Source organism: Inquilinus sp. OTU3971, from assembly GCF_038440215.1.
Window position 1 is genome coordinate 12,929 of sequence record NZ_JASATH010000059.1, and the last position, 25,625, is coordinate 38,553.

General features: G+C 66.1%; 21 protein-coding genes. 7 read left to right on the plus strand and 14 right to left on the minus strand.

The window, feature by feature from the left end:
* Positions 1-61: 61 nt before the first annotated feature.
* The 4 genes from AAHM41_RS16600 to AAHM41_RS16615 form a co-directional block, all read right to left on the minus strand.
* Positions 62-1,315 carry an acetate/propionate family kinase gene (locus AAHM41_RS16600; RefSeq protein ID WP_342237672.1) on the minus strand — a complete coding sequence of 418 codons (1,254 nt, stop codon included), beginning with the start codon at positions 1,313-1,315 and terminating at the stop codon, positions 62-64.
* 231 nt (positions 1,316-1,546) lie between these two features.
* On the minus strand, positions 1,547-2,389 hold the full coding sequence (locus AAHM41_RS16605; protein ID WP_342237673.1) for a hypothetical protein: 843 nt from the start codon (positions 2,387-2,389) through the stop codon (positions 1,547-1,549).
* Positions 2,390-2,751: 362 nt separating this feature from the next.
* Positions 2,752-3,345, minus strand: a complete 594-nt coding sequence (locus tag AAHM41_RS16610) for a hypothetical protein (RefSeq protein ID WP_342237674.1) — start codon at positions 3,343-3,345, stop codon at positions 2,752-2,754.
* 198 nt (positions 3,346-3,543) lie between these two features.
* The gene (locus tag AAHM41_RS16615; RefSeq protein WP_342237675.1) at positions 3,544-3,666 is read right to left on the minus strand and encodes a hypothetical protein; all 123 of its coding nucleotides are present in this window, start codon (positions 3,664-3,666) and stop codon (positions 3,544-3,546) included.
* Between the two features lie 443 nt (positions 3,667-4,109).
* Between AAHM41_RS16615 and AAHM41_RS16620 the strand changes: the two genes are divergently transcribed.
* The 3 genes from AAHM41_RS16620 to AAHM41_RS16630 all read left to right on the plus strand — a co-directional run bounded on the left by AAHM41_RS16620 (position 4,110) and on the right by AAHM41_RS16630 (position 7,646).
* Positions 4,110-5,927, plus strand: coding sequence for a tetratricopeptide repeat protein (locus AAHM41_RS16620; RefSeq protein ID WP_342237676.1), 1,818 nt, complete (start codon positions 4,110-4,112; stop codon positions 5,925-5,927).
* Between the two features lie 457 nt (positions 5,928-6,384).
* Positions 6,385-6,726, plus strand: a complete 342-nt coding sequence (locus tag AAHM41_RS16625; protein WP_342237677.1) for a hypothetical protein — start codon at positions 6,385-6,387, stop codon at positions 6,724-6,726.
* A gap of 74 nt (positions 6,727-6,800) precedes the next feature.
* Positions 6,801-7,646 carry a helix-turn-helix domain-containing protein gene (locus tag AAHM41_RS16630; protein WP_342237678.1) on the plus strand — a complete coding sequence of 282 codons (846 nt, stop codon included), beginning with the start codon at positions 6,801-6,803 and terminating at the stop codon, positions 7,644-7,646.
* Positions 7,647-7,670: 24 nt separating this feature from the next.
* Here the strand turns inward: AAHM41_RS16630 and AAHM41_RS16635 are convergent, their stop codons facing one another.
* The 10 genes from AAHM41_RS16635 to AAHM41_RS16680 form a co-directional block, all read right to left on the minus strand.
* Positions 7,671-7,874, minus strand: coding sequence for a hypothetical protein (locus tag AAHM41_RS16635; protein ID WP_342237679.1), 204 nt, complete (start codon positions 7,872-7,874; stop codon positions 7,671-7,673).
* Between the two features lie 128 nt (positions 7,875-8,002).
* The gene (locus AAHM41_RS16640; protein ID WP_342237680.1) at positions 8,003-9,718 is read right to left on the minus strand and encodes a SulP family inorganic anion transporter; all 1,716 of its coding nucleotides are present in this window, start codon (positions 9,716-9,718) and stop codon (positions 8,003-8,005) included.
* 215 nt (positions 9,719-9,933) lie between these two features.
* Entirely contained in the window at positions 9,934-10,761 is an 828-nt protein-coding gene (gene ppk2 / locus AAHM41_RS16645) for a polyphosphate kinase 2 (RefSeq protein WP_342237681.1), read from the minus strand.
* A gap of 64 nt (positions 10,762-10,825) precedes the next feature.
* The gene (locus tag AAHM41_RS16650; RefSeq protein WP_342237682.1) at positions 10,826-12,670 is read right to left on the minus strand and encodes a V-type ATP synthase subunit A; all 1,845 of its coding nucleotides are present in this window, start codon (positions 12,668-12,670) and stop codon (positions 10,826-10,828) included.
* Positions 12,667-13,392, minus strand: coding sequence for a hypothetical protein (locus AAHM41_RS16655; protein ID WP_342237683.1), 726 nt, complete (start codon positions 13,390-13,392; stop codon positions 12,667-12,669). Before AAHM41_RS16655 ends, AAHM41_RS16650 begins: the two co-directional genes overlap by 4 nt.
* Before the next feature lie 3 nt (positions 13,393-13,395).
* Entirely contained in the window at positions 13,396-14,088 is a 693-nt protein-coding gene (locus AAHM41_RS16660) for a hypothetical protein (protein ID WP_342237684.1), read from the minus strand.
* A gap of 9 nt (positions 14,089-14,097) precedes the next feature.
* Positions 14,098-14,547, minus strand: coding sequence for an ATP synthase subunit C (locus tag AAHM41_RS16665; protein ID WP_342237685.1), 450 nt, complete (start codon positions 14,545-14,547; stop codon positions 14,098-14,100).
* Positions 14,540-16,249, minus strand: a complete 1,710-nt coding sequence (locus AAHM41_RS16670; protein ID WP_342237686.1) for a V-type ATP synthase subunit I — start codon at positions 16,247-16,249, stop codon at positions 14,540-14,542. The genes AAHM41_RS16665 and AAHM41_RS16670 overlap by 8 nt, the downstream gene beginning before the upstream one ends.
* 86 nt (positions 16,250-16,335) lie before the next feature.
* Positions 16,336-16,959: a V-type ATP synthase subunit D gene (locus AAHM41_RS16675; protein WP_342237687.1), complete on the minus strand. Its 624-nt coding sequence runs from the start codon at positions 16,957-16,959 to the stop codon at positions 16,336-16,338.
* Positions 16,959-18,383 carry a V-type ATP synthase subunit B gene (locus tag AAHM41_RS16680; RefSeq protein WP_342237688.1) on the minus strand — a complete coding sequence of 475 codons (1,425 nt, stop codon included), beginning with the start codon at positions 18,381-18,383 and terminating at the stop codon, positions 16,959-16,961. The genes AAHM41_RS16675 and AAHM41_RS16680 overlap by 1 nt, the downstream gene beginning before the upstream one ends.
* 177 nt (positions 18,384-18,560) lie before the next feature.
* Between AAHM41_RS16680 and AAHM41_RS16685 the strand changes: the two genes are divergently transcribed.
* The 4 genes from AAHM41_RS16685 to AAHM41_RS16700 all read left to right on the plus strand — a co-directional run.
* Positions 18,561-19,652, plus strand: coding sequence for an efflux RND transporter periplasmic adaptor subunit (locus AAHM41_RS16685; protein ID WP_342237689.1), 1,092 nt, complete (start codon positions 18,561-18,563; stop codon positions 19,650-19,652).
* Positions 19,649-22,843, plus strand: a complete 3,195-nt coding sequence (locus AAHM41_RS16690; RefSeq protein WP_342237690.1) for an efflux RND transporter permease subunit — start codon at positions 19,649-19,651, stop codon at positions 22,841-22,843. Before AAHM41_RS16685 ends, AAHM41_RS16690 begins: the two co-directional genes overlap by 4 nt.
* 110 nt (positions 22,844-22,953) lie before the next feature.
* The gene (locus AAHM41_RS16695) at positions 22,954-24,672 is read left to right on the plus strand and encodes a DUF3300 domain-containing protein (protein ID WP_342237691.1); all 1,719 of its coding nucleotides are present in this window, start codon (positions 22,954-22,956) and stop codon (positions 24,670-24,672) included.
* A 23-nt stretch (positions 24,673-24,695) separates the two neighbouring features.
* Positions 24,696-25,625, plus strand: a 930-nt coding sequence (locus tag AAHM41_RS16700) for a DUF2950 family protein (protein ID WP_342237692.1), incomplete at its 3' end; no start/stop codon positions are given.

Sequence of the window (25,625 nt, forward strand, 5' to 3'; positions counted from 1 at the left end):
CGTCCGCGCGCGGCTCGACTGACCGTTCATCCGACACCGTCTTGGGCGGAACCGTTCCGGATCACAGATCGCCCGCGCTTGCGCTCGATGTGCCTGCGGAGCCGAGCAAGGCGCGTGCATGGCGGGCGATCATGAGGTTCTCGTCGGTCGGGATCACGTAAGCGGCGACACCGCTTCCGGCGGCGCTGATGCGCGGTCCGTGCAGCCGGTTGGCCGCTTCGTCCAGTTCCAGCCCCAGCCAGCGGCAGGCTCGGCAGACCGCTGCGCGCACCTGTGCAGCGTTCTCTCCGACACCAGCCGTGAAAATGATCCCGTCCAGCCCGCCGAGCGCGGCGGCCAGCGAGCCGATGTAGCCCGCGACGCGATAGCAGAAGACGTCCACGGCGAAACGCGCATGCGGGCTCTCGCTCGCCAGCAGATCGCGAAAATCCGATGAGAGACCGGACAGCCCGAGCATGCCCGACCGCCTGTAAAGGAGGTCCGCCACGTCCTCGACCGCCATGCCCTTCTGCTGGATCAGGTACAGCACCACGCCGGCGTCGAGATCGCCGCAGCGGGTCCCCATCGGCACCCCGTCCAGGGCGGTGAAGCCCATGGTCGACGCCACGGATTTGCGGCCTCGCAATCCGCACAGGGAGCAGCCGTTGCCGAGATGCGCCACCACGACTCTGCCGTCTGCGATCTCCGGAGCCCGGTCGGGCAGCACGGAGGCGATGTACTCGTAGGAGAGGCCGTGGAACCCGTAGCGGCGGACGCCTTCGTCGTAGAGTGCGCGTGGCAGGGCGAACGCCTGGGCCACCTCGGGCATGCTGCGGTGGAAGGCGGTGTCGAAGCAGGCCACCTGCGGCAGGTCCGGACGGAGCGCAAGGGCGGTGCGGATCGGAGCGATATTGTGCGGCTCGTGCAGCGGCGCGAGCGGGATCAGCGATTCAAGCTCTGCCAACAGTGCCGGCGTCACCCGCTGGGGCTGGGAGTATCGAAGCCCCCCGTGCACGACGCGATGGCCCAGGGCCTCCAGCCTCCGGTCGCCGAGTTTTCGCTTTGCCCACTCGATGAGAGCCGGCAGCGCCTCCGCGGGTGCGGCTGATGGCGTCTGACCGAGATAGGGCGGGTCAAGCGCCACGCCGTCTGCCCCTGTCGCCCTGGCCGAGGGCCGAACACCAATTCCGTCCACTTGGCCGGAGAGAATTGGCCGGTCACCCTCGTAGAACGTGAACTTCAGCGAGGACGAACCGGCATTGATCACGCCGACAAGCGCCGGCCCGGTACTCTCGCCGATGTCTCTCCTATGGTTTCGCTCGTATGCGTTGCTCATCTCGCCCGGCCTCAACAAAGAACACAGCGGCTGCCGCGGGAACTGCCGGTCTCTCCAATCATCGCGCGCCGTCTGATCACCTGCCACGAATTCACGCACACCACCGGCCGTCCTCGATGGTAACGAAGAGTGCTCAATGCCCGTCGATATTCGGGTGACTCGTAACGCCGTGGCTTAACCGTGCCTCGGCGGGCTGATTCACGACAGGAGCCGCCATGTCCGGACATGCAGCTAGCGGGCGCGTCTCTCGGTCAACGGTGGGTCGACGTCGCGGGCCAGCAGCAGATAGACCTCGAAGATGGCCCGATACCGCGCGAGCACCGGATCGTCGTCGGGGAGCCGGATACTCTGCTTGGCCAGTTCCTTCTGCAAATTTGGACGGGCGCTCCCGAAGATTGGGTCTATCGGCTCCCGGCCGTTCCGGTCGTCTATGCATCGGAACACGCGGCGGACATTCTCCTCACTCGCTTCGAGGCGATGGAAGCCGGTGCCGAAGCGGCGATTGATGCGGTCGATGACGCCGCCGAAGTCGGTCACCACGTCATCGAAGGTGGCGGCGACAAAATGCTCTCTGTAACGGAGGCATTTCTCATAGAAACCGGCATAGCCGCGCAGCACGTGCCGAAGTTTCAGGAATGGATACTTGACCAGAAGCGATCGCGCTGCGTCTTCCGGGCGCCGGGCGAGGATGCAGGCCGGTACGTGATAGCGCGCCGCGCGGATCAGTTGCGCCGGCACATGAATGTGGTGGGCTGTGTTCACCGGACGAGGCTGCGCCAGCTCGAAGGCACAGACCGCGAATGTGTTGCCCGAGCGTGGGAAGCCCTCGATGAGGAGGTCGGTATCGGGAGTCACCACCGGGCCGGTGTCCACCTCGCCCAGCAGTCGATGCAGAGGGAAGAACAGTGCAGGGTAGGCGCCTGTCGCGTAGTGGATGACGCCCCCATAGTGTTTGATCCGCGCGAAGAACGAACCATTACAGCCTGAGTGCTCAAGACGCTGCCCGTCACCCATGGTAGGCCCTCGATGCGCCACTGCGTTCGAGTTGAGCGATTTGACGGCCGGCTTGATCATGCGGCTTGATCGGTGCGCAGAGGGCGCGCAGCAGCTTGTTCGTGCAACCGGTTCCTGAAATGACCAGGGACCGGCGCAATGCCGGATCGCAGTGATGACTGGCAGCCGCACTGCGATCCAGCCAGATTTCCGTGCCGAAAGCAGTCGGGCCGGTCGGGCCGCCATCGATCGCGCCACGGCTTCGGTATCGGCCGGCGGTGTCGATTGGCAAGGCGGGCAGCCCACGCGGCATCCCACACTGCTGGCGTGTATTCGGTCGGGTGCGCGCGCCGTCCGCCACGCCGTCCGACGCCGTGGTTGGGTCAATCGACATAGGCACTGACGTTCTCTGATCGGCCGAACTGAACCGGAACGACAGCCGGCTACTCCACCGGTGTCACGGATGCAGCCTCGGCTTCCGCGAAGGAGATCTGCACCATGTCTCCCACCTGCAATTCGTGCAGCATCTGCTGAAGTTTCGGCCTTTTGACGTAAACCGTGCGCACGCCCCCTGCCGGGCCGATGAACACAACCTTATGCTCGGCGGCATTGAGACCCACGAGCTGGGCTGTGATATTGGTGATCCGCGACGCCTGCCCGGCGGGGAGTTCCCCCTCCTCGGCCCGTGCGACCGTAGTGGATTGCGTCACCATCGGCACCGCGCCGGCGGCCGCCTTGCTCACGTCGATGGCGACGGCTTCGTAGCGACTGACAGTGACCCGGTCGCCGGGCTTGACCTGCGGAAGATTGACCACCTCCGGCGCGACATGGAGGGTCGCCACCCGGCCGTCGCTGTCCTTGAGCGTCACCATCCGGTTCTCGAGATCGACCGACTGCACCGTCGCGGTCACTGTCGTCAGCATGTTCTCGCCGGCCCCCATCTGGGCGGCGACGGGAGACATGCCGCCCGCGGCGAGCAGGGACAGACACACGACGGCGCAGCTCAGCATCCGCGCACAGGTCCACGATCCGATCATGGCTACCTCCCCAGCATGTTGTCGTCGACACGATGGTCGAAGCCGATATCCGAGTCTTCAGACAGAAGAAGGGACCGCAAGGTTGCGCGCAGGTAGCTTCGAGTGACTTGCCTGTAACAGCCTCGGAGCGGTGCCCCGGCACAAAGCGCGGGTCCTGGTTGCAATTTCTCGCAGCCGGCGTGCATCGAGCCCGTCCGGTCAGGCACTCGAGCCCGTCACGCCTCCATTTCTCTGCAGGGTCATCGCGATGTCGGCCTCCAGCTCCTTCACCAGCGCGTGGTACTCGCTGATGGTCTTTTCATTGGTCGGACAGCGGGCCATGAGCCCCTCCAGGGGCTCCACCGCCAGTTGATGGTCCTCGCAGAGCGAGCGAAGGGCTCGCTCTGCGCGGCCAGGCGGCCGATCAGCTGCGCCATCTCCGGAAATCTATCGATGGCCCTTTTCATTGCACCGGCAGCTTCCCCCATGGCCGCAGCATTCGGGTCGGTCACGTCACCACCGACGTTGAGTCCACCTCCGGTAGCATCGAATCAGAAGCGGACAACCGGGAGTATTTTACGGTATGGTTACAGTTGGTCCCAGGGAGGCGGCCGCATCATGGAAGCGTCAAATCAACGACGCTCCGTCGCGGTTGTTCATTGCCAAAGCAACGAAGCCGAGCGGAGCGTCGCAGCTCAGCCCGGAACAGAATCATGGGTCCCGTGTAGCCGAACCGCAGCCGCGGGAGCGTGGGTCTGCCGGGCAGGTTTATTTCGGAGGGTTGCATGATGTCGGCCCCCGATCCGGCTGTTCCGCCGACGGAGATTGTCCGCGGGGCGGTTGAGCGCATTCTGGCCAGCTCGAATTTCCGCGCCTCCGAACGGCACCGGCGCTTTCTCCGCTACATCGTCGACGAGACGCTGGCCGGCCGGGCCGACCGGATCAAGGGCTACAGCGTCGGCGTCGCGGTCTTCGATCGCGAAGAGAGTTTCGACTCGCAACTCGACCCGATCGTCCGGATCGGGGCCAGTCAGCTGCGCCGTTCCCTGGACTACTACTATGTCGCTGGCGGCAAGGACGACGAGATCCGCATCACCATACCGAGGGGCAGCTACGTTCCTGTCTTCACCACCAAGGATACGACGAGCCAGCCAGCCGACACTCCGCCGGCGTCATCTCCGGGCCAGGCGCTCGACGGTGCGGTCCAGATCACTGCTCCTGCGGGGAGCACGCCCGAGGTCCATTATCCCTCGCGCAGGCCCGGCCCCATCCACCTCTGGCTCGGCGTGTTCGGAGCCGCGCTTCTGGCTGCGATCCTGGTGCCGGGCTTCCTGTGGCGCATGGGCGCGCTTCCGTCACTGACTGCTCAGACCGAGACGGCCAGACAGCACGGGCCGGCCGTGGTCGTCACCCTGCTGCAGGAAGGCGACGCCGAGGCCATGCGCCTCCACCTCGGACCGGGCCTGACCCGTGAGATCATCGCCGCGCTGACGCACTATCGGGAGCTCCAGGTCTTCGGCACCGACACCAGCCTCACGGCCACCGGCGAGAACCACGCCGAGGCCCTGGCGCAGCGATTGTCCGCCGAGTATGTGCTGTCGGGCACCGTCAGCACGACACCCGACCGCATCCGGCTGTTGGTATCGCTGATCGACGGGCGGACCGGACGCCATCTCTGGTCGCACCCCTTTGAGAGCCCATTCGTCCCGGCTCGGATCGTCGACACCAGGGCGGAGATCGCACAGCGAGTGGTCGACACCTTGGCCCGCCCTTATGGCGTCATCTACGAGGACAAGATTGCGGGATTGACCACCAGGGCGCCGGAGCGGTTCAGCTCCTATGAGTGCCTGCTGCTCTTTTACGCCTACTGGCGCCGCACGGGCAGCTCCATCGGCCCATCCACGCGAGATTGCCTCGAGCGGGCGATCGTCGAGGACCCGGACTATGCCGATGCCTGGGCCGCTCTCGCTCTAGTCTATGCCGATATCGTGCGCTTCGGAGTTCAGACCGACCCGCTTCCCTTCGATCCTCTCGAGCGAGCGCTGGAACTGGCCCAGCGCGCGGTCACCTTGAGCCCCGACACGCCGCTCGGTTATCAGGCGCTGCATCTGGTATTCTGGCTGAGGCGCGATGTCGAGCAGAGCTTCGCCGCAGCTCGCGCCGGCCTGGCACAGGCCCCGAACAATCCAGAGCTCCTGGCCGATCTCGGCGGCCGTCTTTGCCTGAGAGGGCAGTTCGCCGAAGGTCTTCCGCTGCTGACCGAATCCTTCTCCCGCAATCCCGGCCAGTCCACATTCTATCGTCTCGGCTTCTTCGTCGCCTATTACATGGACCGGCAATATCAGGCCGCATTGAACGAAGCCCTGAAGATCGACCTGCCGGACAACCGGTTCACGCAAATCGCCCGCGCGACCGCTTACGCCGAGCTCGGACGGAACGACGAGGCCACCGCGGCCATCAAGCTGCTGCTGAAGATCGATCCGGGCTACGGGGAGTACGTCGTGGCCGATCTACAGGCCCGCAACGTCGCGCCGGAGATCATCCGCGCCCTCGTCGAGGGCCTTCGCAAAGCGGGGCTCGCTATACCGAAGGCGGGAACCTAGCTGCTCTTCATTGCGCACGGAGCCGACCATCCCGCCTGCATGTTCACAGTTGCGATCGGGTTCTTTTCCAACGGCGCTCTGGTCATATTCAAACAGTTAGCGCAACCGTAAATTACCGTTGGATACCTGTCGCAGCGCCATCGGCGGCCGTCCTAATCGCTGTTGCTGAAGATTGCGGCTCGGGCGGTCTCTGTCGGCATCGGTCGACGATGCTCTCGACGTCAAGCTCAACCCAGCCCGCTCGAACCGACCCTTCCAAGACAAGCCACCTTTGGAGACGTCACACCAAATTCTGACTGACATTCACTGCGAGGAATCAAAAAAAATGACAAAATATCCAGGGAGCCGCGCCGTACCATTGGCGATAGCAATGTTGGGACTGCTCGCAGCCTGTGCTCAATCTCAATCCGGATCGTCTTCGACGGCCCCAACGCAGCCGCCGGACGGCTTCGTCCGGATGCAGCAGGTCCATGCCGCCTTCATCGGCAGCGGCAGCACCGGCGACGGCACGCTGACCTATCGTGGCCGCACCTATCCCTTCACGGTCAGCGGCCTCGGTGTCGGAGGAATCGGCGTCTCCACCGTCGACGCGCAGGGCGAGGTGTATGGCATGGGGGCGCTGCAGGACTTTCCTGGCACCTATGCCCAGGGTCGCTATGGTTTCGCCGTTGGCGAAACCAGCGCCGGCGATCTCTGGCTCAAGAACGGAAACGGCGTGGTCATGCACCTGAAGGCGAAGCGGACCGGGCTGATGCTGAGCCTGGGCGGTGACGCGGTCGTCATCACCATGCACCAGTAGCGTCCGGTTGCAGGCAACGAACCAGAAGGCAAGCTGCCCGGGGACGAGTGTCCATGGAACAGGGAGGAGCCGGGATGGAGCGCATCAGGGAGGAGTGCTCTCGGCGCACGCTCGATATCGGCCTGGTTGCCGGAGAGCCGGGAGCAGCTGCTTCGACGGCAACGGCAGCGGCCCATGGCGAGACGTCGACGCACGCAGAGATCGAAGCACGACCGATCGGGCTGGCCATACGGGATATCCCCACTTGCCTGAGCGATCTCGGGACTATGGTCTCGCTCACGCGCGGCACCGCCGCTTACCACGAGGGCGACCCCGCCTCGCACTGGTACCAGGTGGTTTCCGGAACCGGCTGCACCAGCAAGCTGCTGTCCGACGGGCGCCGCCAGATCGGCCACTTCCTTCATGCCGAGGATTTCTTCGGCTTCGAGGCGGCCGAGGCATACGGGTTCGGCGCGGAGGCCCTCACCGATATGGTCGTCATCCGCTATCCGAAGCGCTGCACCGAAGCCCTCGCCCAGATCGATGGCGCCGTCGGCCGCTGTTTCCACGACATTGCCTGCCGGTCCCTCACCATCGCGTATGACCGCCTGCTGACGCTTGGACGCAAGACCGCGAACGAGCGCGTTGCCACCTTTTTGCTGGAACAGGCCGATGCTGCGCCGGGCGGACGGACGTTCAGCCTGGAGATGTCTCGCGCAGACATCGCCGATTATCTGGGCCTTACCCTCGGGACCATCAGCCGGACCCTCGGCGACTTCAAGCAGGCCGGCCTTATCGACATGGCCGGGCCCCATCATCTCGTGCTGCTGGATCGGGCGCTCCTCGGAAAGCTGGCCGAAGGCGATGAACCGGCCACCCAAACCGAGCGGGCCTGCATGCCGATGGAACAGCCCCTTCGTCGCTGCGCGCTGCACCTTTGACCACCGCAGTTGAGCGGCCGCACCTCAGTGATTCCGATACGCGGCCAGGAAGCGGCGGCCCTCGGCCAGGATCGCCTCGACCCCGGGTGATCGGTGCGGCCGATGTTCCAGTTCGTCGACCAGCGCCTGGATGTCCTCAAGAAAGGGATTGTGCCAGTGGAGATGGCGGTGCAGTTCCAGCGCCAGGATCTCGGTATGGGTCAGGGCATAGCCTTCGTGCTTATCCATGGCGGCTGGCGCCGGCGCCCTTCGGTCGGCTTCCTCTGTCGCTCATCGCAGCAAGAGAGCGGCCCTGATCCGCCTTGCCGACACTGTGCCAGGCCGCCGAGAATCGGTTCGATGGGATCGGGCTCATGTTACCCTCCCTGCCGCTGCTGCTCGAACGCGGCCGCCGCCTCTTCTGCCGAATGGAAGAACATGCTCGCACCGATCCGGTCGGCGAGGCCGGATCGTTCCATCGCGGCACGCGGCAATCGGTGTAGATCCGCCACCGCGAAGGAGATTCCCCGCCGGCTCAGCTCGGTGTGGACATCCTCGAGCGCCTCGACGGCGCTGCTGTCGAGGTGGTTCATTGCACTTCCATCGAGGATGAACCAGTCGCCGGCCTGAGCGCCGTCCGCAAGCTCCAGCATCCGCCCCTTCACATAATCGGCGTTGAAAAACACGAGCGGGCCTTCGAGCAGATAGATGAGAAGCTCGGGAATAGGCTCGGCATCCGCGTGATGATGCAGCTTGTACAATTCCGACTTCCCCGGGCGCCGCCCGAGCAGAGCGTCACGAGGCCGCGAGCCGAGCCAGAGCAGATGGACGAGGCTGGCACCGACTGCCAGAGCGGTCCCCTGCAGCACGCCGAAGACCACGACGCCGACCATGGCGGTGATGGCGAGACAGAACTCGACGCGACTGATCCGCCACAGAAGGGCAAATCGCGGCGCGTCGACGAGATCAACAGCCGCGGACACCAGAACCGCCCCCAAGGCCGCGACCGGCAGGTAGGCCAGGATCCCGCCGGCGAACAGGGTGATCACGATCAGCGCGGTGGCGGCGAACAGCCCGGCGATCTGCGTCTTTCCGCCGACAATGTAGTTCACCGCCGTGCGGGAGTCCGAGCTGGTGATCGGGAAGGCGCCGAACAGGCCGGACGCGATGTTCGCGGCGCCGAACCCGAAAAGCTCGCGGTTCGCATCGACGGGAACATGGTATCGCGCGCCGAAGCTCCGCGCGGTGATGATGCCGGCGCCGAAGCTCACCAGCAAAACACTGAAGGACGCGAGCAGCAGATCCCCCGGCTCCACATTCTGCGGGACCGGCAGGGCCAGGGTCGGTACTGCCCCTGAGATGCCACCGACCATGCGGACGCCATAGCGCTGCAGGTCGAACACGACGCCTAGGCCTATGCCGATCACGACGGCCAGCAGCGGTGCCGGAAAGCGCGGTGCCAGCTGTCGCAGCACGCGAAGCAAGATCAGGAGGCCGAGCCCGACCGCCGTGGTGACGGCGTGCAGGTTGCCGATCTCGGACAGTGTTTCGACGATCGGCCGGATCAGGCCCTTGGCCTCGATGGCAAGGCCGGACAGCCGGCCGATCTGCCCGATGATCAGGTCGACGGCGATGCCGGCCAGAAAGCCCGTGAGCACCGGCCGCGAGAGGAAATCGGCAATGAAGCCGAGACGCACGGCCCCTGCCAGAATGCAGAGGACGCCGGTGATGACGGCCAGTGCCGCAACCACCGTGACCCGCTGATCCGGCGCCGTCACGCCGAGATAGAGCAGCGCGCTCGCGAGCACCAAGCAGGTCGCGCTGTCAGGTCCGACCATCAGCTGTCGCGACGACCCGAAGATCGCATAGGCGATCGTCGGGAAGATCGCCGCATAGAGGCCGACCTCGGGCGGCACGCCGACAATCGCGGGATAGGCGATCGCGGTCGGCAGCGCCACGGCAGCCACCGACAGGCCGGCCAGCAGATCCGATCCGAGCCACTCGGGCCGATAGCCGTTCAGTTGCTGCAGGATCGGCGGGATCCATTTGAGGATCGCCCCTCCCCCCGCCTGGGCAGCTGCGCGCCTGGTCATCGGATCGCAGTGCCCGGAGTGCGGCACCGCTCCACCAGCGCAAGCAAGTTTCGTGCGAGGGTTGCGCCTGACATGATGATTCCGTCCTATCCGTCAAACCCGATGACCGTGACGTTTCACTTCGTCATTGCCCTACGCTGACTTCGGAATCTTGACCTTGCTCTATCGCAAACCGTGATCGATTTCCCGATTCATCCGGCCGATATGCCGAATGTCTACGCGCCCAGGCTGTCGAACACATCCGGCACCAGCTTGCGGGGCGTGGCGTCCTCGACATAGTCCTTCGGCCGCTTGTGCCGCTTGCCGAGATCCGGGGCATCGAAGCCCAGATGCTCATAGGGGATCGACTGCAGCATGTGCGTGATGCAGTTGATGCGCGCACGCTTCTTGTCGTCCGACGGCACGATCCACCAAGGCGCATGCGGGGTATCCGTCATTCGCAGCATCTCGTCATACGCTCGCGAATAGTCCCACCATCGCCGATAGGATTCGAGGTCCATCGGACTCAGCTTCCATTGACGGACAGGGTCTTCGATCCTGCGCCGGAAACGCCGCTCCTGCTCGTCCTCACTGACGGTGAGGAAATACTTGAGAAGAGTAATGCCCTGCTGGACGAACACCGCCTCGACCTTGGGCACCATCTCGAGGAAGCGGTCTGCTTGGGCGTCCGAGCAGAACCCCATCACGCGCTCGACGCCCCCGCGATTGTACCAGCTGCGGTCGAAGATCACGACCTCGCCCGCCGCAGGGAAGTGCGAGATATAGCGCTGGATATAGATCTGAGATTTCTCACGTTCAGTGGGAGCAGGCAGCGCCACCACTCGAAAGATGCGCGGGCTGACACGCTCGGTGATCCGTCTGATCAGACCGCCCTTCCCCGCGGCATCCCGACCTTCGAAGATGATGATGATGCGCGCGCCGGTCTCGCGCACCCAGGTCTGGAGATGCGACAGCTCGATCTGCAGGCGGGCGATTTCCTTCTCGTAGTGCTTGTTGCGGCCGGCCTTGTCATCGCCGTCGTGAGTTTTTCTTTTCTGGCTCATCTGATCCTCCCTGTGAGGCGGCCGGTGCCGTTCTAGCCACCGCGGGCGCCCGGGATCGGGTCTTCTATTCCGCGGCGGTTTGATATCGCTGCGGCACTGCATCGATCGCCGCCAGCAGTTGGCTCCTGAGATCGTCCCGCTGCTGAGAGCTCTCGGCGGCGTAGTTGAGATTCTTGAACACCCCGGTGAGCCGGGTGAAGAAGTCGCGCGCCGCCGCCTTGTCGCTGAAATCGAAGTCTCGCCTGGCCACCTGCATCACGATGTCGAAGGTCTCCTGCTGCCGTTTGAGCGGCGCGGATGCGTCGACGTCGTCGAACGCGTCCTGCTGCAGATAGACCATGTCGAGGAATAGAGCCTTCTGCTGGGTAACGAAGTCGTCGATCGAGACGCCCTCCTCGCCGGTGACCTGCATCATGCGGGCGATCTCGTCGCCCCGGCGCAGCAGCCCGACCATCTCCTCGACCCGTCCGGCCCAGCCGGCGTCGATATGGTCCCGGTACCAGTCCGCCAGCTGCGGATGATAACGCGACCAGGACAGCAGAGGGTCCACCGCCGGATAGAAACGCTTGTAAGCCCGGTCGTAGGACAGCCCGAGGAACGTCTTGACGGTCCCGAGCGTCGCCTGGGTCACCGGCTCCTCGAAGTTGCCGCCGGCCGGCGAGACGGTGCCGATCATCGTCAGGCTGCCGAGCGCGCCATCCGCCAGCCTGATCACCCCGGCGCGCTCGTAGATGCCCTTGATCGCGGAATCGAGATAGGCCGGGAAGGCCTCTTCGCCCGGAATCTCCTCGAGGCGCCCGGACGTCTCCCGCATCGCCTGGGCCCAGCGCGAGGTGGAGTCAGCGATCAGCAGAACGTCATAGCCCATCTGCCGGTAGTATTCGCCCAGCGTGATGCCCGTATAGATCGACGCCTCGCGCGCGGCCACGGGCATGGAGGACGTGTTGCAGATGATCACGGTCCGATCCATCAGCGTGCCCTGGCCGGACGGGTCGGGCTGGCTCGGGAACTCGGTGATCGTCTCGACCACCTCGCCGGCCCGCTCGCCGCATGCGACGACGATGACGATGTCCACCGCCGAAAATCGAGAGATCAGCGACTGGAGCACGGTCTTTCCGGCGCCGAATGGGCCGGGGATGCAGCCCATGCCGCCGCGGGCGATCGGAAAAAAGGTGTCGATGAGCCGGATGGTCGTGATCAGCGGTTCGGACGGGTAGAGCCGCTCGACCTGGCCGAGCGACACGAGCGCCTCTGGAATGGGCCGCCGGACCGGCCAGCGCTGGACCAGGTTGAGGTCGTGCTTCCGCCCCCGCCCGTCCTGAACCGTCGCGACGACCTCCTCGATCGCGAACGACCCTTCGCGGATCCGCTCGACCGTCACCTCGCCCGGCATGGCGAAGGGCACCATGATCCGATGCTCGAACCGACCCTCCGGCACGGTGCCGATCACGTCCCCTGCCCTAAGGATGTCACCGGCCTTGGCTTTCGGCGTGAAGGCCCATTTCCGCGTCGTGTCGAGTGGGTTGACGAGAACTCCGCGGGGCAGGAAGAAACCATGCTGCGAGGCGATCTCGGCCAGCGGATTCTGCAGCCCGTCGAAGACGCCGCTCAGCAGTCCCGGCCCCAGGGCGACGGACAGCATCTCGCCGGTCTGGATGACCTTGTCGCCGATGCGGACTCCGCTTGTGCTCTCGAACACCTGGGCTTCGGCCGAGGGGCCGCGCACGCGCAGGACCTCCGCCTTGAGATATTCCCGTCGCCCCCCTTCCCGCTCCGGCCCATGCGGAATGATGTAGATCACCTCGTTCTTCACCAGGGGTGTGTCGCCAATCGGCGCGATCGTCACCAGGTCGTCCTGCACGGCGACGACTTCGGCCGTCGGCTCGGGAAGGTTTGACGGGCTGGTCATGGGCGGGCCTCCTGGCTTGCGGCTCGATCGGCAGGCGGGATGGCGGTACGGGGCGCTGTGCTCAGCGCCTCGGCCAGCAGCTTGCGCAGCCTCTCGGCCGCCTTGGCGGTGCTATACAGGCTCCAGCGCTCGACGATGATCCAGCGCAGCACGTAGACGACCACCGCCTCGAAATCGAAGTCATGGCCGCTCGCCAGCCGGTCGATCTGGGTGAAGGCCTGGGTCAGGACCAGGCGCTCCAGCGCGATGTGATTGCCGGATCGCAGATGCTGGTCGGCCTCGGCCACCCAGGGCATGAAATGCGAGAGGCCGAAGCCGGGATCGCTCCAGTTCTCCTGGATGCGGCGGCACCACCGGCCGAACCCCCATGACGCAACGTCTCCGGGGTCTGCCGCCCCATCCCGCCGGCGCCGGAGCGCGGCGATGATGGTCCGGGTCTCCATGCGGCCCTGCACCAGAGCCTGCAGCGTCGGATGGTCGTCGAGCTCGGCCATGACGCTGCGCGCCAGCGCGATGATCTCGGCATCGGTCCGGTACTGTCCGACCCCGGTCCAGGCGGTGACGCCGATCACCCGATCCAGCAGCTTGCGATCATCGGGGCGGAGCAGCTTCAGCCGCTCCTCGAGCCGGAACTTCGAGAGTCCGGTGCCGTGCTCGGTGAAGATCCTGCCGATATGCGGCAGGCTCGACATCAGCGTGATGTAGCGCAGCCGGTCGCTCATCGGTTAGCGCGCCACCCCTTCCATCAACGCCCGGAATCGCGGTTGCAGATGCTTGCCCAGCAGGGTGGCGACCGCCTCCTCCGTCACATCGATCGACAGGTCGCGGTCGACCAGCCTGACCCGGATGCCCTGCAAGCCCGGAGCGACGGAGAAGGTGACGCCCTTTCTGAGCACACTGGCGGCGACTGCGACGACGAAGTGAGTCAGGGTTCCTTCGCGCGCGTTCTCGGGCGATTGCTGCAGATCCTCGAAGCTGACGACGCGATCGGGAAGGAGGATCTCCAGCCGGTCATCGGCGGTGACGCCCGCGTCCTTCGTCGCCTTGGCGGCCATCGCCAGGATCAGACGCTTCAGGAACTCCTCATCCATGAGCGTTTCGCCGAGCAGGCGCTTCGTGTCCTCGCTGATGCGGTGCCCAAGCTCGTTCCGGAGCTTGAGAACCAGATCGCGCGCGGCGACCTTCAGCGCATCCTGCGCGGCCGCCGTTTCCGCAGCGGCCTCCCGCCTCGCACGGTCCAGCGTCTCCCGCGCTCGGGCTTCGGCCTCGGCCACGAGCTTGTCGGCCTTGGCCTTGGCGAAGGAGACGATTTCCTCGGCCTGCGCCTGCCCGGCAGTGACGCCCTCGGTCCGGAGCCGATCGATCAACCCCTGCACCCCTGCCCCGGCCGGGGACACATCCGCCTGCGATTTCGCCATGGTCTCCTCCTAGGCGGGAATGGTGCCGCTCAGCACGAGGGCGAAAACCAGGGCGAAGACGGAGAAGCCCTCCAGCACGGCGGCGGGTGTCAGCGAGATGCCGAAGATCTCCGGCTTCGCCTTGGAAGCGTTGATCGCGGCGGCCACCGCCTCGCCCTGGCGTATTCCGGCAAAGACCAGGGCCAGGCCGGACATCAGGCCGATGCCGAAGATCGCCGCCGCCGCCGCCGCCGTCATGGGGTCGCGCTGCAGCGAGAACATGATGACGATGCCATAGATGACCTGGGACGACGGCATCAGCGAGACGCCGATGTTGCGGCCATGGCCGCTCTCGGTGTCGATCATGGCGCCGATCGCGGCGCTGCCGCCGATGGCGCAACCGATGGAGCTCCCGATCGCCCCGAGCGCCACCGGCGCGAAGAGGCCGAACCATCCGAGCGCCAGAACGAATTCATTCACGGGCCTGTCTCCTGCGTTCGAAGGGGCGGAACGGCGTGCCCTCTTCCTTCAATCCCCAGCTGAAAAACTCGATCACATTGAGCCGCAGCCCGTGGACGAAGCCGGCAATGAGGCCGAGGCCGATATTGATGACGTGACCGAGCACCAGCACGAGGAGGGCGATGAGCACCCCGATCCCGGGCGCAGCGTGGACGAGCTGGCCCGACAGCGTGTTGATCGTCTCGGCCAGCGAGGCGGCCGCGAGCCCCAGGGCGAACAGCCGCATGTAGCTGAGGACGTCGCTGAAGATGTTCGTCAGGCGGAACGTCGCGACGAGCCCGTCGAGAATGCGGAGCAGCAGGGTCTTGGCCGAGGTGACCCGCCGGTCGCTGGCGAAGACGCCGACGACCAGGAGGCCAAGGACGATCAATATGATTCCCATGGTCGCCAAGGGGGGGATCGCCGAGGCGAGATAGGCCGTCACGCCGCCGACGGCGACAAGGCACCAGCCCAGTGGCTGGATGCGGGCATTTCGCGTCTTCGCGTGCCAGGCGCTCATCAGATTGGCGATGACGATGTGCAGGCCGCCGATCGCCAGCGTGATCCGCATCATCGCATCGACATTCTTCAGATCCATGATCTTGAGGCGGCCGAGCAGGCTGTCGGGCGGCGGCGTCACGCCGAAATAGCTGCCGGTGATGACGCCGAAGAACGTGGTCGACACCATCAGCCAATAGCCCATGACGAGCATGCGCCGCCCGGTCTCCGAGCCGGTGAAGCGTTTGCGCATCAGGTGCAGGACGGCCAGCAGGGCCAGCCCATACCCGACATCCGTCATGATCATGCCGAAGAAGATGATAAAGGATACGTAGACGATCGCCGACGGGTCCCAATCGCGATAGGACGGCGTCTGGTAGAACTCGACGAGGCTCTCGCCACCCGCCAGCGCCGGCCGGTTCGCCAGCAGGGTCGGGGGGCGCTCGCCTTGGAGCGGTTCCTCGACCGTGACCGCGAGCCCGAATTCGTCTGCGAGGCGCTCGACCTGCGGCAGGCGGTCGACGGGAACCCAGCCCTGCGCGACGAAGACGCGGTCGACATCATCGGTTTCCAGCGAGACGCGCTTCAGCGCGGCGTTGTCCTGGACCTGGGCCAGGTTCTGGTCGAGCAGAACCCGCCACTTGGTCAGCTTGCGGCGCTCAGACCAGAGATCCTCCAGGCCGACCTCGATATCCTCGAGTTGCCGATCAAGCGCGGACAGCGAATGGGCGCCGACCCGCGTGCGCGGCACCGGCATGGCGTCCATGGGCGGCTCGTCGGGCGAGAGCAGCACCACATAGGCGTTGTGGCGATCACGATGGACGATCTCGACGACCCGGTCGCCCGCCTCGATCGGATTTTCCTTGGAGCGGGGCACGACATAGAACCACAGCCGATGGCCGCCCATCTGGTCGAGCCCCGGGAAGGAGAACTCGCCCCAGGGCCTCACATCCTCGATCCGCTTCAGCAGGGCCGCCTTCCGGTCCTCGGCGTCGAGCAGCGCCTGCTTGTTGGCGCTGATTGCCTGAACCAGCGTTGCCGCGTCGAAATCCTGGTCGGACAGCACGGGACGGCGCGGGGAAGGACAATCCATCAGCCAGCGCAGCGCCGCGACGGCATCGCGGCCCGTGCCGCTCGGAACCGCCTCCAGCTCTTTCTGCGCCGGCCGCAGCGGGATCAGATGCATCCTCCCGAAATCCTGCACTCTTTGCAGGATCCTCTCCTTGTCCGCGACGGCGCCGACAAGAGCGACCTTCCTGAGCGCCACGATCGTCATAGCTCTGCGACCCGTTGCTCGGCCGACCGGCTGGCGGTCTTGCGTTTGGAGATCTTGGCGCGAATGACGGCGTCGCGCTCGGCATCGGCGAGCGCCATCCTGATGCGGCGGATCGTGTCCCGCGCCTGCGGAATCAGCACCTTTTCGAACAGGTTCACGCGGCGCGAGATGACGATCTCGGCCTTGACCAGCCGGTCGGCCCGCTCGCGGGCGACATCGAGCTCCACGCTCATGCGGACCAGGTCCTGAAGGGCGGCGACGACCGGGTCGACCCAGTGAGGGCGGCCGAGCCGCGGATACGGCTCGAGCTCGATCCGAAGATCATCGAGCCGCGGCAGGACGGTCCCGGACAGGTTCTGCTCGCCGACCGTCACCTCTTTGAGACGGACGAGCCCCGAAATCGGCACGTAGTCGTTCGCAAGCATCGGGATGGCGTCGGCGGTCGCCTGAAACCGATCCTGGAATTCCTTTTCCCGTCGGGAGAGACCGTCACGGGCCCGGGCGCGCTCGGCCAGGATCTGCAGCCGCTTCAGCTCCAGGGACGGCAGGAATTGCCGGTATTCGGCGAGCTGGCGCGTCTCGCGGGCGAGCGTCGACTTGTTGAGTGCCGGCTTGGCCATCAGGCGGCCTCGGATTCGCTCTTCTGCCCGGCCGAGGCCGGATAGTATTTGTCGACCAGGGACTGCTTCATCAGCAGCTGCTCCGGCTGGAAGCATTCGGCGAGCGTCTGCCAGCAGAGGTCGAGCGCCGCTTCGAGCGGCAGCGACACCTCGATGTCCATGAAGCGCTTGCGGAACAGATCGCCGAACTTCAGCAGCCGGTGGTCGTGATCGGACAACTCGAACGCCATCGCCTGCTTCTGGGCCGCGTCGCGCGCGCCGGAATAGAGACGGATCATGGTGTTCATGATCTGGCTGTGGTCCTCGCGCGTGACCTTGCCGATGACGTGCTGCTTGAGACGCGACAGCGACCCGAAGGGATCGATGACGCGGCTGTGTAGATAGAACTGGCCCTCGGTGATGTAGCCGGTGTTGTCGGGCACGGGGTGGGTCAGGTCGTTGCCCGGCATCGTCGTCACCGCAAGGATGGTGACGGAGCCCGAGCCCTTGAAGTCGCACGCTTTTTCGTAACGGCGCGCCAGCTGCGAATAGAGATCGCCCGGATAGCCGCGATTGGCCGGCACCCTCTCCATGGCGATGCTCACCTCCTTCATCGCGTCGGCAAAGGCGGTCATGTCGGTGAGCAGCACCAGCACCCGCTTGCCTTCCTCCACCGCGAATTTTTCGGCGACGGCCAGGGTCAGGTCGGGAACCAGCAGCCGTTCGACCACGGGGTCCGAAGCCTGGTTGATGAACATCACCGTGCGCGGAAAGACGCCGGCATCCTCGAACCGCCGACGAAAATAGGCGTAATCGTCGAAAATCAGGCCGAGACCGCCGAAGACGACGACATCGGCATCGGCCTGGATGCCGATCCTGGCGAGCAGTTGGTTATACGGCTCGCCGGAGACCGAGAAGATCGGGATCTTCTGGCTTTCGACGAGGCAGTTGAAGACATCGATCATCGGCACGTCGGTCCGGATCATCCGCGAGGCGAGCACCCTCTTCATCGGATTGGCGGATGGGCCGCCGATCGGCACCGTCGGATCATTGGACAGTTCCGGCCCGCCATCGATCGGCTTACCCGCCCCGTCGAAGACGCGCCCGAGGATGTTGTCCGAATAGGTCACGCGCATCGGCTCGCCGAGGAAGCGCACCGAAGCGTTGTTGGGAAGGCCCTTCGTGCCGGAATTGACCTGAAGCGAAATGACGTCCCGGTCGATATTGATAACCTGTGCCAATGATCGGAAACCGCGTTCGCTGTCGACGATGGCGAGGTCATTGAGGCAAGGCCGGTTCTCGTCGCCAGAGCCGCTGGACGCGACTTTGATCCGAATGATGTCGCCGACGATGTCGAATATTCTCGTGTGAGAAACGAGCATTCCGCTCTCCAGTCCGGGCGCAGGCCAGGATGAGCTGATTTCACTAGCACGGGGGGGCGCCACCGTATTTGCGCTGGAGCAAATCGGTCGCTCCCAAATGGCGCTATACCAGCCTCATCGTGGCTGAGAGCTCGGTCATGGACATGCTCCGAAAGAGCAGGATGGGCCGCTCCGGCGCCCGCTTCACCGGCTCCTTGACCGGTCGCGATGGAGACTTGGATGACTAGAGCAAGGGCTGCTGTGGTTCTCCTGGTCGCGGCTTTGCTGGGCGCGTGCAACGACGAACAGCAGGCGGAGACGGCCAAGCCCCCGCGCCCGGTCTCGGCGGTCCAGGTCGGATCGGTGGAGTCGCTCGGACAGCGCCAGTTCATCGGCCGTGCCCGCGCCGAGACGGATGCCGTCCTGTCATTCCGTGTTTCCGGCCGGATCCTCGACCTTCCGGTGAAAGTCGGACAGGTGGTCACGAGCGGCGAAACCATCGCGAGACTCGATGACGCCCCCTACCGGTCGGACGTGACGCGGCTCGAATCCGACCTCAATGCCGCACTGGCCGAATTCAGGGCCAAGGACGAGCAGTACAAGCGTGTCGTTCCGCTGGTCGAGAGCGGCACCTATTCCAAGGCGCGCCTGGATACCTCGCAGGGCGAACGCGACACCGCGGAAGCGCGCGTGGAATCGGTGCGTGCGGCACTGACGAAGGCCAGCATCGATCTCGGCGACACGATGCTGGCGGCGCCATTCGACGGCCGCGTGGTGGCGGTCTATCCCCAGGCCTTCGAGGATGTCCGCGCCCAGCAGCAGGTCATCCGGCTGCTCGATCTCCGCCGGATCGAGGTCGTCGTCGATATTCCCGAAACATTGATCGCGCTCGCCCCCCTCGTCGACACCGTGAGCGTGCGGTTCGATGCCTTTCACGACGTCGAATTGACGGGCACGATCAGCGAGATCGGCGCCGAGGCCTCACGAACGACGCGCACCTATCCGGTCACGGTCGTGATGGATCAGCCGGACAACGTCTCGATCCTGCCCGGCATGGCGGGGTCGGTCCGGGTGAAGTCGGTGAAGGCAGGATCGGAAGCCAGCGTCTCGCGCGTCGTGCCTCCCGCCGCGCTCCGTCCGATCAAGCCGGGCAGCGACGCCATGGCCCTGTGGGTGATCGACCCCGCCACCAAGACAGTGTCCCTTCGGCCGGTATCGGTCGGCCGGACGGTCCGGGGCGGCGTCGAGATCTCCGAAGGCATCTCGGCCGGGGAATGGGTCGTCATGGCTGGCGCCAACAGCCTCGTCGAGGGAGAGCAGGTGCGTCTGCCGGAAACGGAGCGCGCGCCATGAGCATTGCCGCCTCGGCTGTCGACCATCCGACGGTGACCTGGTTCGGGGCCGCGCTCATCCTTCTCGGCGGGTTCGCATCCTACTTCGCGCTCGGCCAGCTCGAGGATCCGGAGTTCACCGTCAAGACCGCGATCGTCTCGACCACCTATCCCGGGGCCAGCCCCGAGGAGGTCGAGCAGGAGGTCACCGACAAGATCGAGATCGAGCTGCAGAAGCTGAAGGAGCTCGATTCACTGGAAAGCTATTCGCGGGCCGGATGGTCACGGATCAAGGTCAACATCAAGGCCTCGTACAGCTCGGAAGATCTCCCGGCGATCTGGGACAAGGTCCGGGCGCGGGCCGATGATGCGGCGCGCGAGCTTCCTCCCGGCGCCGTCGCGCCGGTCGTCATCGACGATTTCGGCGATGTGTTCGGCCTGCTGCTCGCCGTCACCAGCGACGGCTTCAGCCCCGGTGAACTCAAGGACTACGCCGAGGAGCTGAAGCGCGAGCTCAGCCTCGTTCCCGGGGTGGCCCGGGTCGACCTGTGGGGCGCGCAGGAGCGCCGGGTCTATCTGGATGTGCGCCAGAGCCAGCTGGCGCAGCTCGGCATCTCCGAGCTCACCATCGCGCGCGATCTACAGACGCAGAATGCCGTGGTCGACGGCGGGCGCGTGTTCGTCGGCGACAGCAAGATCAGGATCGCGCCCACGGGCACATTCCCGCAGGCCGAGGATATCGGCCAGCTGGTGTTGCAGCCCACTGCGCTCGATCTCATCCAATCGGCCAGCCGGCCGATCGAACGGAGCGCCAACGAGATCATCAGGCTGGCCGATGTCGGGGAGATCCAGGAGGGATACCAGGATCCGCCGCGTCAGCTCATGCGCTTCAACGGCCAACCGGCGATCGGGATCGCCCTCACCAACCGCCCCGGCGAGAATGTCGTGAAGGTAGGACAGGCCGTGGACCGCCGGCTCGACGAACTCGTGCACGACCTCCCGGTCGGCATCGAGATCGAGAAGGTCAACTGGCAATCCGAGACCATCGCGCTTTCGGTGAAGGGCTTCTTCATCAGCCTGCTGGAGGCCATCGTCATCGTGCTTGCCTGCCTGGCGATTCCGATGGGCTGGCGCATGGGCGTCATCATCGGCACGGCGCTGCTGCTGACGGTGATGGCGACCTTCCTGCTGATGGCGATCTTCGGAATCGATCTCCAGCGCATGTCGCTCGGGGCGCTGGTCATCGCGCTCGGCATGATGGTCGACAATGCCATCGTGGTCGCCGACGGCCATGCGGTGCGCATCGACCGGGGCATGGAACCCCGGGCGGCGGCGATCGAGGCGGCCACCCAGCCGTCGATGCCGCTGCTGGGCGCGACGGTGATCGCGGTGATGGCGTTCTACCCGATCTTCGCCTCGGATGAGAGCGCCGGCGAATACTGTGCCAGCCTGTTTTCGGTCGTCGCGATCTCGCTGCTCGCCTCCTGGATCCTGTCGGTCACAATCACGCCGCTGCAATGCATGGCGATGCTGAAGCCGCAGGCCGCGACGGGGGCCGATCCCTATGACAGCCGGTTCTACCGCGGCTTCCGGGCGCTTCTGCATGGCGCGATCCGCATCCGGTTCCTGACCATCGCGGGCGCCGTCGCGATACTCGTCGGGGCGGGGGCCCTGTACGGCAACGTCACCCAGCTGTTCTTCCCCGACGCGGCGATGACGAAGTTCATGATCGACTACTGGATGCCGGAAGGCACCCGGATCGAACGGGTGTCGGAGGACCTTACCGAGATCGAGGACCGGCTGCGGCAGGATCCCCGCGTGGCCGAGGTGGCGAGTTTCATCGGCAGCGGTCCGCCGCGCTTCTACCTTCCGGTCGAGCCCGAGGCCGAAAACTCCGCCTATGGCCAGATCGTCGTCAACGTCCATGACCAGGGCGAGATCGACGGGCTGATCGCCGGGCTCCAGCCCTGGCTGGCCGATCGCTTCCCCGAAGCCCTTGCGCCGCTGCGCAAGTTCACCGTCGGGCCGGGCGACACCTGGAAGTTCGAGCTGCGCATCAGCGGCCCCGGCGACGCCGACGCCGCCACCCTGCGCACGGTCGGCAACCAGGTGCTGGATATCCTGCGTGCCAGCCCCTATGCCGGGCTGAGCCAGACCGACTGGCGCCAGACGGTGCTGGAGATCCGGCCCGAATACAACGCCGCGCGCGCCAGCTGGGCCAGCATCACCCGCGACGATATCGCCCGCACCACGCGCCGCACCTATGACGGCCTGCCGATCGGCCTCTTCCGGGATGGCGATGAGATCATCCCGATCGTGATGCGCAATGTCGAGGCGGAGCGCAGCCGGCCGGAGGATATCGATGTCGTGGGCGTGCGCGGCGTGGCCAGCACCTCCGCCGTGCCGCTGGCGCAGGTGGTGAGCGGCATCGATCTCGCCCCTGAGCAAGCGGTGATCGCGCGCTACAACCGCCGTCCCACGCTCACCGTCCAGGCCATTCCCGCGCTCGGCGTCACCTTCCCGACGCTGTACAAGGATGTGGCGGGCAAGATGGAGGCTCTTGCCTTGCCGCCGGGCTACCGGATCGAGTGGGGTGGCGAGCAGGAGAACAGCACCAAGAGCCAAGCCTCCCTGATCCCCGGCGTGATCCCCGCGCTCGCGGTCACCGCCTTCATCATGGTGACGCTGTTCAACGCCTTGCGGCCGCCGCTGGTGATCGCGCTCACCATCCCGTTCGCCCTGGCCGGAGTGGTCTTCGGCCTGCTGATCACCGGCGTGCCGTTCGGGTTCGTCGCGCTGCTGGCGGCGATGAGCCTCGCCGGCATGATGATCAAGAACGGGCTGGTTCTGCTCGACGAGATCGAGACCGGAATCGCCCGTGGGCTGGATCGCTATACGGCCACGATCGAGGCGGCGGTCTCACGCTTGCGGCCCGTGCTCCTGGCCGCGGGGACGACCGTCCTCGGCGTGATCCCCCTCCTCCACGACGTCTTCTGGGTCGGCCTGTCGGTCACCATCATGGCGGGGCTGAGCTACGGCACGATCCTCACGATGATCCTCCTCCCGGTTCTCTACGCCACGCTCTACCGTCTCCACCGGGCCGAACCCACACCCAAGATCACCGATCAGGTTCCTGCCCCGGGACCGGCAAGCTCGGCCGGGGGCGGCATGGCGACTGTGGCTGCGGGCTCGGAGAGCCGGGTCACGACGTGAGACTGCCTCCGCCGATCCGGTCAGCCGAGATGGTGCTTCACACGACGCTCAGGGCCGTCGCGCGGCTCCTCGCCGTGTTCGTCCTCTCGGGATCTCGTTCCCGACCGTGCATGTCGCCGGCGGCGAACCTTTGGCCGCCGTCGCGCAGCAGGGGCTCGAACTCGTCCAACCGCCGGCGGCGACAGCGTAGGTCCGAGGCATCGCAAAAATGCGCCAGATCAAAACTGCCGCTGCGGATCGGCGGTAACGTTGCGGACGCGGTTGTGCATGCCACGCCGCTCGGCTTCAAGCCGGGCGGCCGCCGGCCGACAGCGCCAGTCCGCCGTGCCGAGGTCGCCATGTCCCGCGCACCGAACAGTTCGAGGCCCGACGCAGCTTCGCCTCGCGATTGGCTGGGGCGGCTGCAGCTCACGATCGCCTGTATCCTCGCCCTTGCCACCGCCCAGTTCGGTGTCCCGGCGCCGGTGGCGGCGCAGACGGTGACGCCGACGGCCGTGGCCGGCACCGCGCAGACGACCGATCTGCGGACCCTGGTCGCCCGCATCGCGCTCTATCCCGACGACGTGCTGTCGCTGGTCCTGCCGGCCTCGACCGCGACGCTCGACGTGGTCGAGGCGGCCCGGTTCCTCGGCAAGCGGGAACAGGATCCGTCCCTGACCCCGGATCCGACCTGGGATCCATCGGTCATCGCCCTCCTGAATTATCCGGAGGCGCTGCGGCTGATGGATTCCGATCTCGACTGGACCAGCCAGCTCGGCCAGGCGGTCACCGACAACCTGGAAAGCGTGCTCGATGCCATCCAGGCGCTCCGGTCCGAGGCGATGAAGGCCGGATATCTGGCCTCCAACCAGCAGGTCTCGGTCACCCAGACCGTGGCCACGACCGCCACCGCGGGCAGCACCGAGCCCATCACCATCACCAGCACCGATCCCGACGTCGCCTACGTCCCGACCTATGATCCGGCCCCTGTCGTGAGCCAGAGCTATGTGGCGGCGGCGCCCATCGCCTACCCGGAGCCCTATCTCAACTATCAATACCCCGCCGCCCCTTTCTTCACCGGTCTCCTGTTCGGCACGGCGGTCGGCTACGGCATGGACTGGGACGACGACGACATCGACATCGATTTCGATGATGTCGACTTCGACGATATCGACTGGGACGATGTCGACTGGGACAAGGTCGACCGGCTTCGTCCCGACATCAATGGCGACGTCAACTTCAACAACTTCGTCAACAATGGCGTCCTGAAGAACACCGACCGCACGGCGCTGCAGTCCCGCATCAGCGAAAACCGCCAGAATTTCCGGTCCGCGCATGACCGGGTGGGCGACAGCGGGCAGCGTCGCTGGCAGCCGGATGCGGGCGCCGCCGGCAGGCTGCGGCAGAATGCCGACCGGCCGCGCCGGCAGGCACAGGGCCTGGCGCCAACGCAGCGGGCCGCGGCGGAGGGGCTGCGCCAGCGGCAGGGTGCCGGTGCGGCCGGGACCCAGCGGCAACGCGTCGGCGACCGCACGCCCCGCCGGGGGAACACCTTTGGTGGGGTGCAGCCGAGGCGCGAAACCGGCCGGGCTTCGACCCGCGGCCGCGAAAGCCTCGACCTGCCGCGCCGCCCATCCGTCGGCTCGCCCAGCCGCCCGACCCAGCGCCAGATGACGCAGCGCCCACGCCAACAATCTCCGGCCGTCCGGCAGCGCAGCGGCGGCTCCCGCCCCTTCGGCGGGGTGTCGAGCGGCAGCCGCACCCGCGTCGAATCGAATCGCGGCCATCGTGGCGGCGGAGGTGGTCGCGGCTTGGGTGGTCGTGGCGCTGGTGGCGGCCGTCGCCGCTGAACCTGAAGCAGAGAGCACATGTCATGGCGACATCGACCAAGCCTCCCTGGAAGCTCCACCTCGGCCACGCCGCGCTGCTCGCCATGCTGATGGCGACGGCGACGGCCCGGGCGCAGGAGGGTGACGGGCCGCAACGCTTCGACACGCCTGAAGCGGCCAAGGCGGCGCTGGTTCAGGCGCTGGAGGCGAAGGACGTCGACGGGCTGCTGCGCATCCTCGGCACGCGCTATCGCGACGACCTGCTGCCGGACGATGCCGCCGATACCGCTGCGGGGCTGGAGGAGGTGGCCGCGGCCGCCAAGGCGGGGGGGAAGCTGGAGGGCGACGGCGACCAGCGGACCATCGAGATGGGGACCGCCGGCTGGACCTTCCCGGTCCAGATCGTCCGCGATGCGGATGGCTGGCGCTTCGACACCGAGGACGGGCTGGACGAGATCCTGGCCCGCCGCATCGGCGGCAACGAGCTGAACGCGATCGAGGTGGTGCGCGCCTACGGGCCGGCGCAGATGGCCTATGCCTCGAAGGACCGCGACGGCGACGGCGTGCAGGAATACGCGCAGAAGCTGGTCAGCTCGCCGGGCCGGCAGGACGGGCTCTACTGGCCGGACTCGACTGATGCCGATCCCAGCCCGTTCGGGCCGCTGGTGGCCGAGGACATGCGGTATTTCGAGACCCGCCAGGCCGGCAATCCCTATCACGGCTACTACTTCCGGATCCTGACCCGGCAGGAGGACGGCGTTCCGGGCGGCCGGTACGACTACATCATCAACGGCAACATGATCGCCGGCTTCGCCATGATCGCGGTGCCGGCCGACTACGGCGAGACCGGGCGGACGACCTTCCTGGTCAGCCATCACGGCCAGATCCTGGAAAAGGACCTCGGCGACCGCACCGAGATCCTGGCCGCCGCGATTCAATCTTTCGCCCCCGACGACAGCTGGGACGAGCTGACG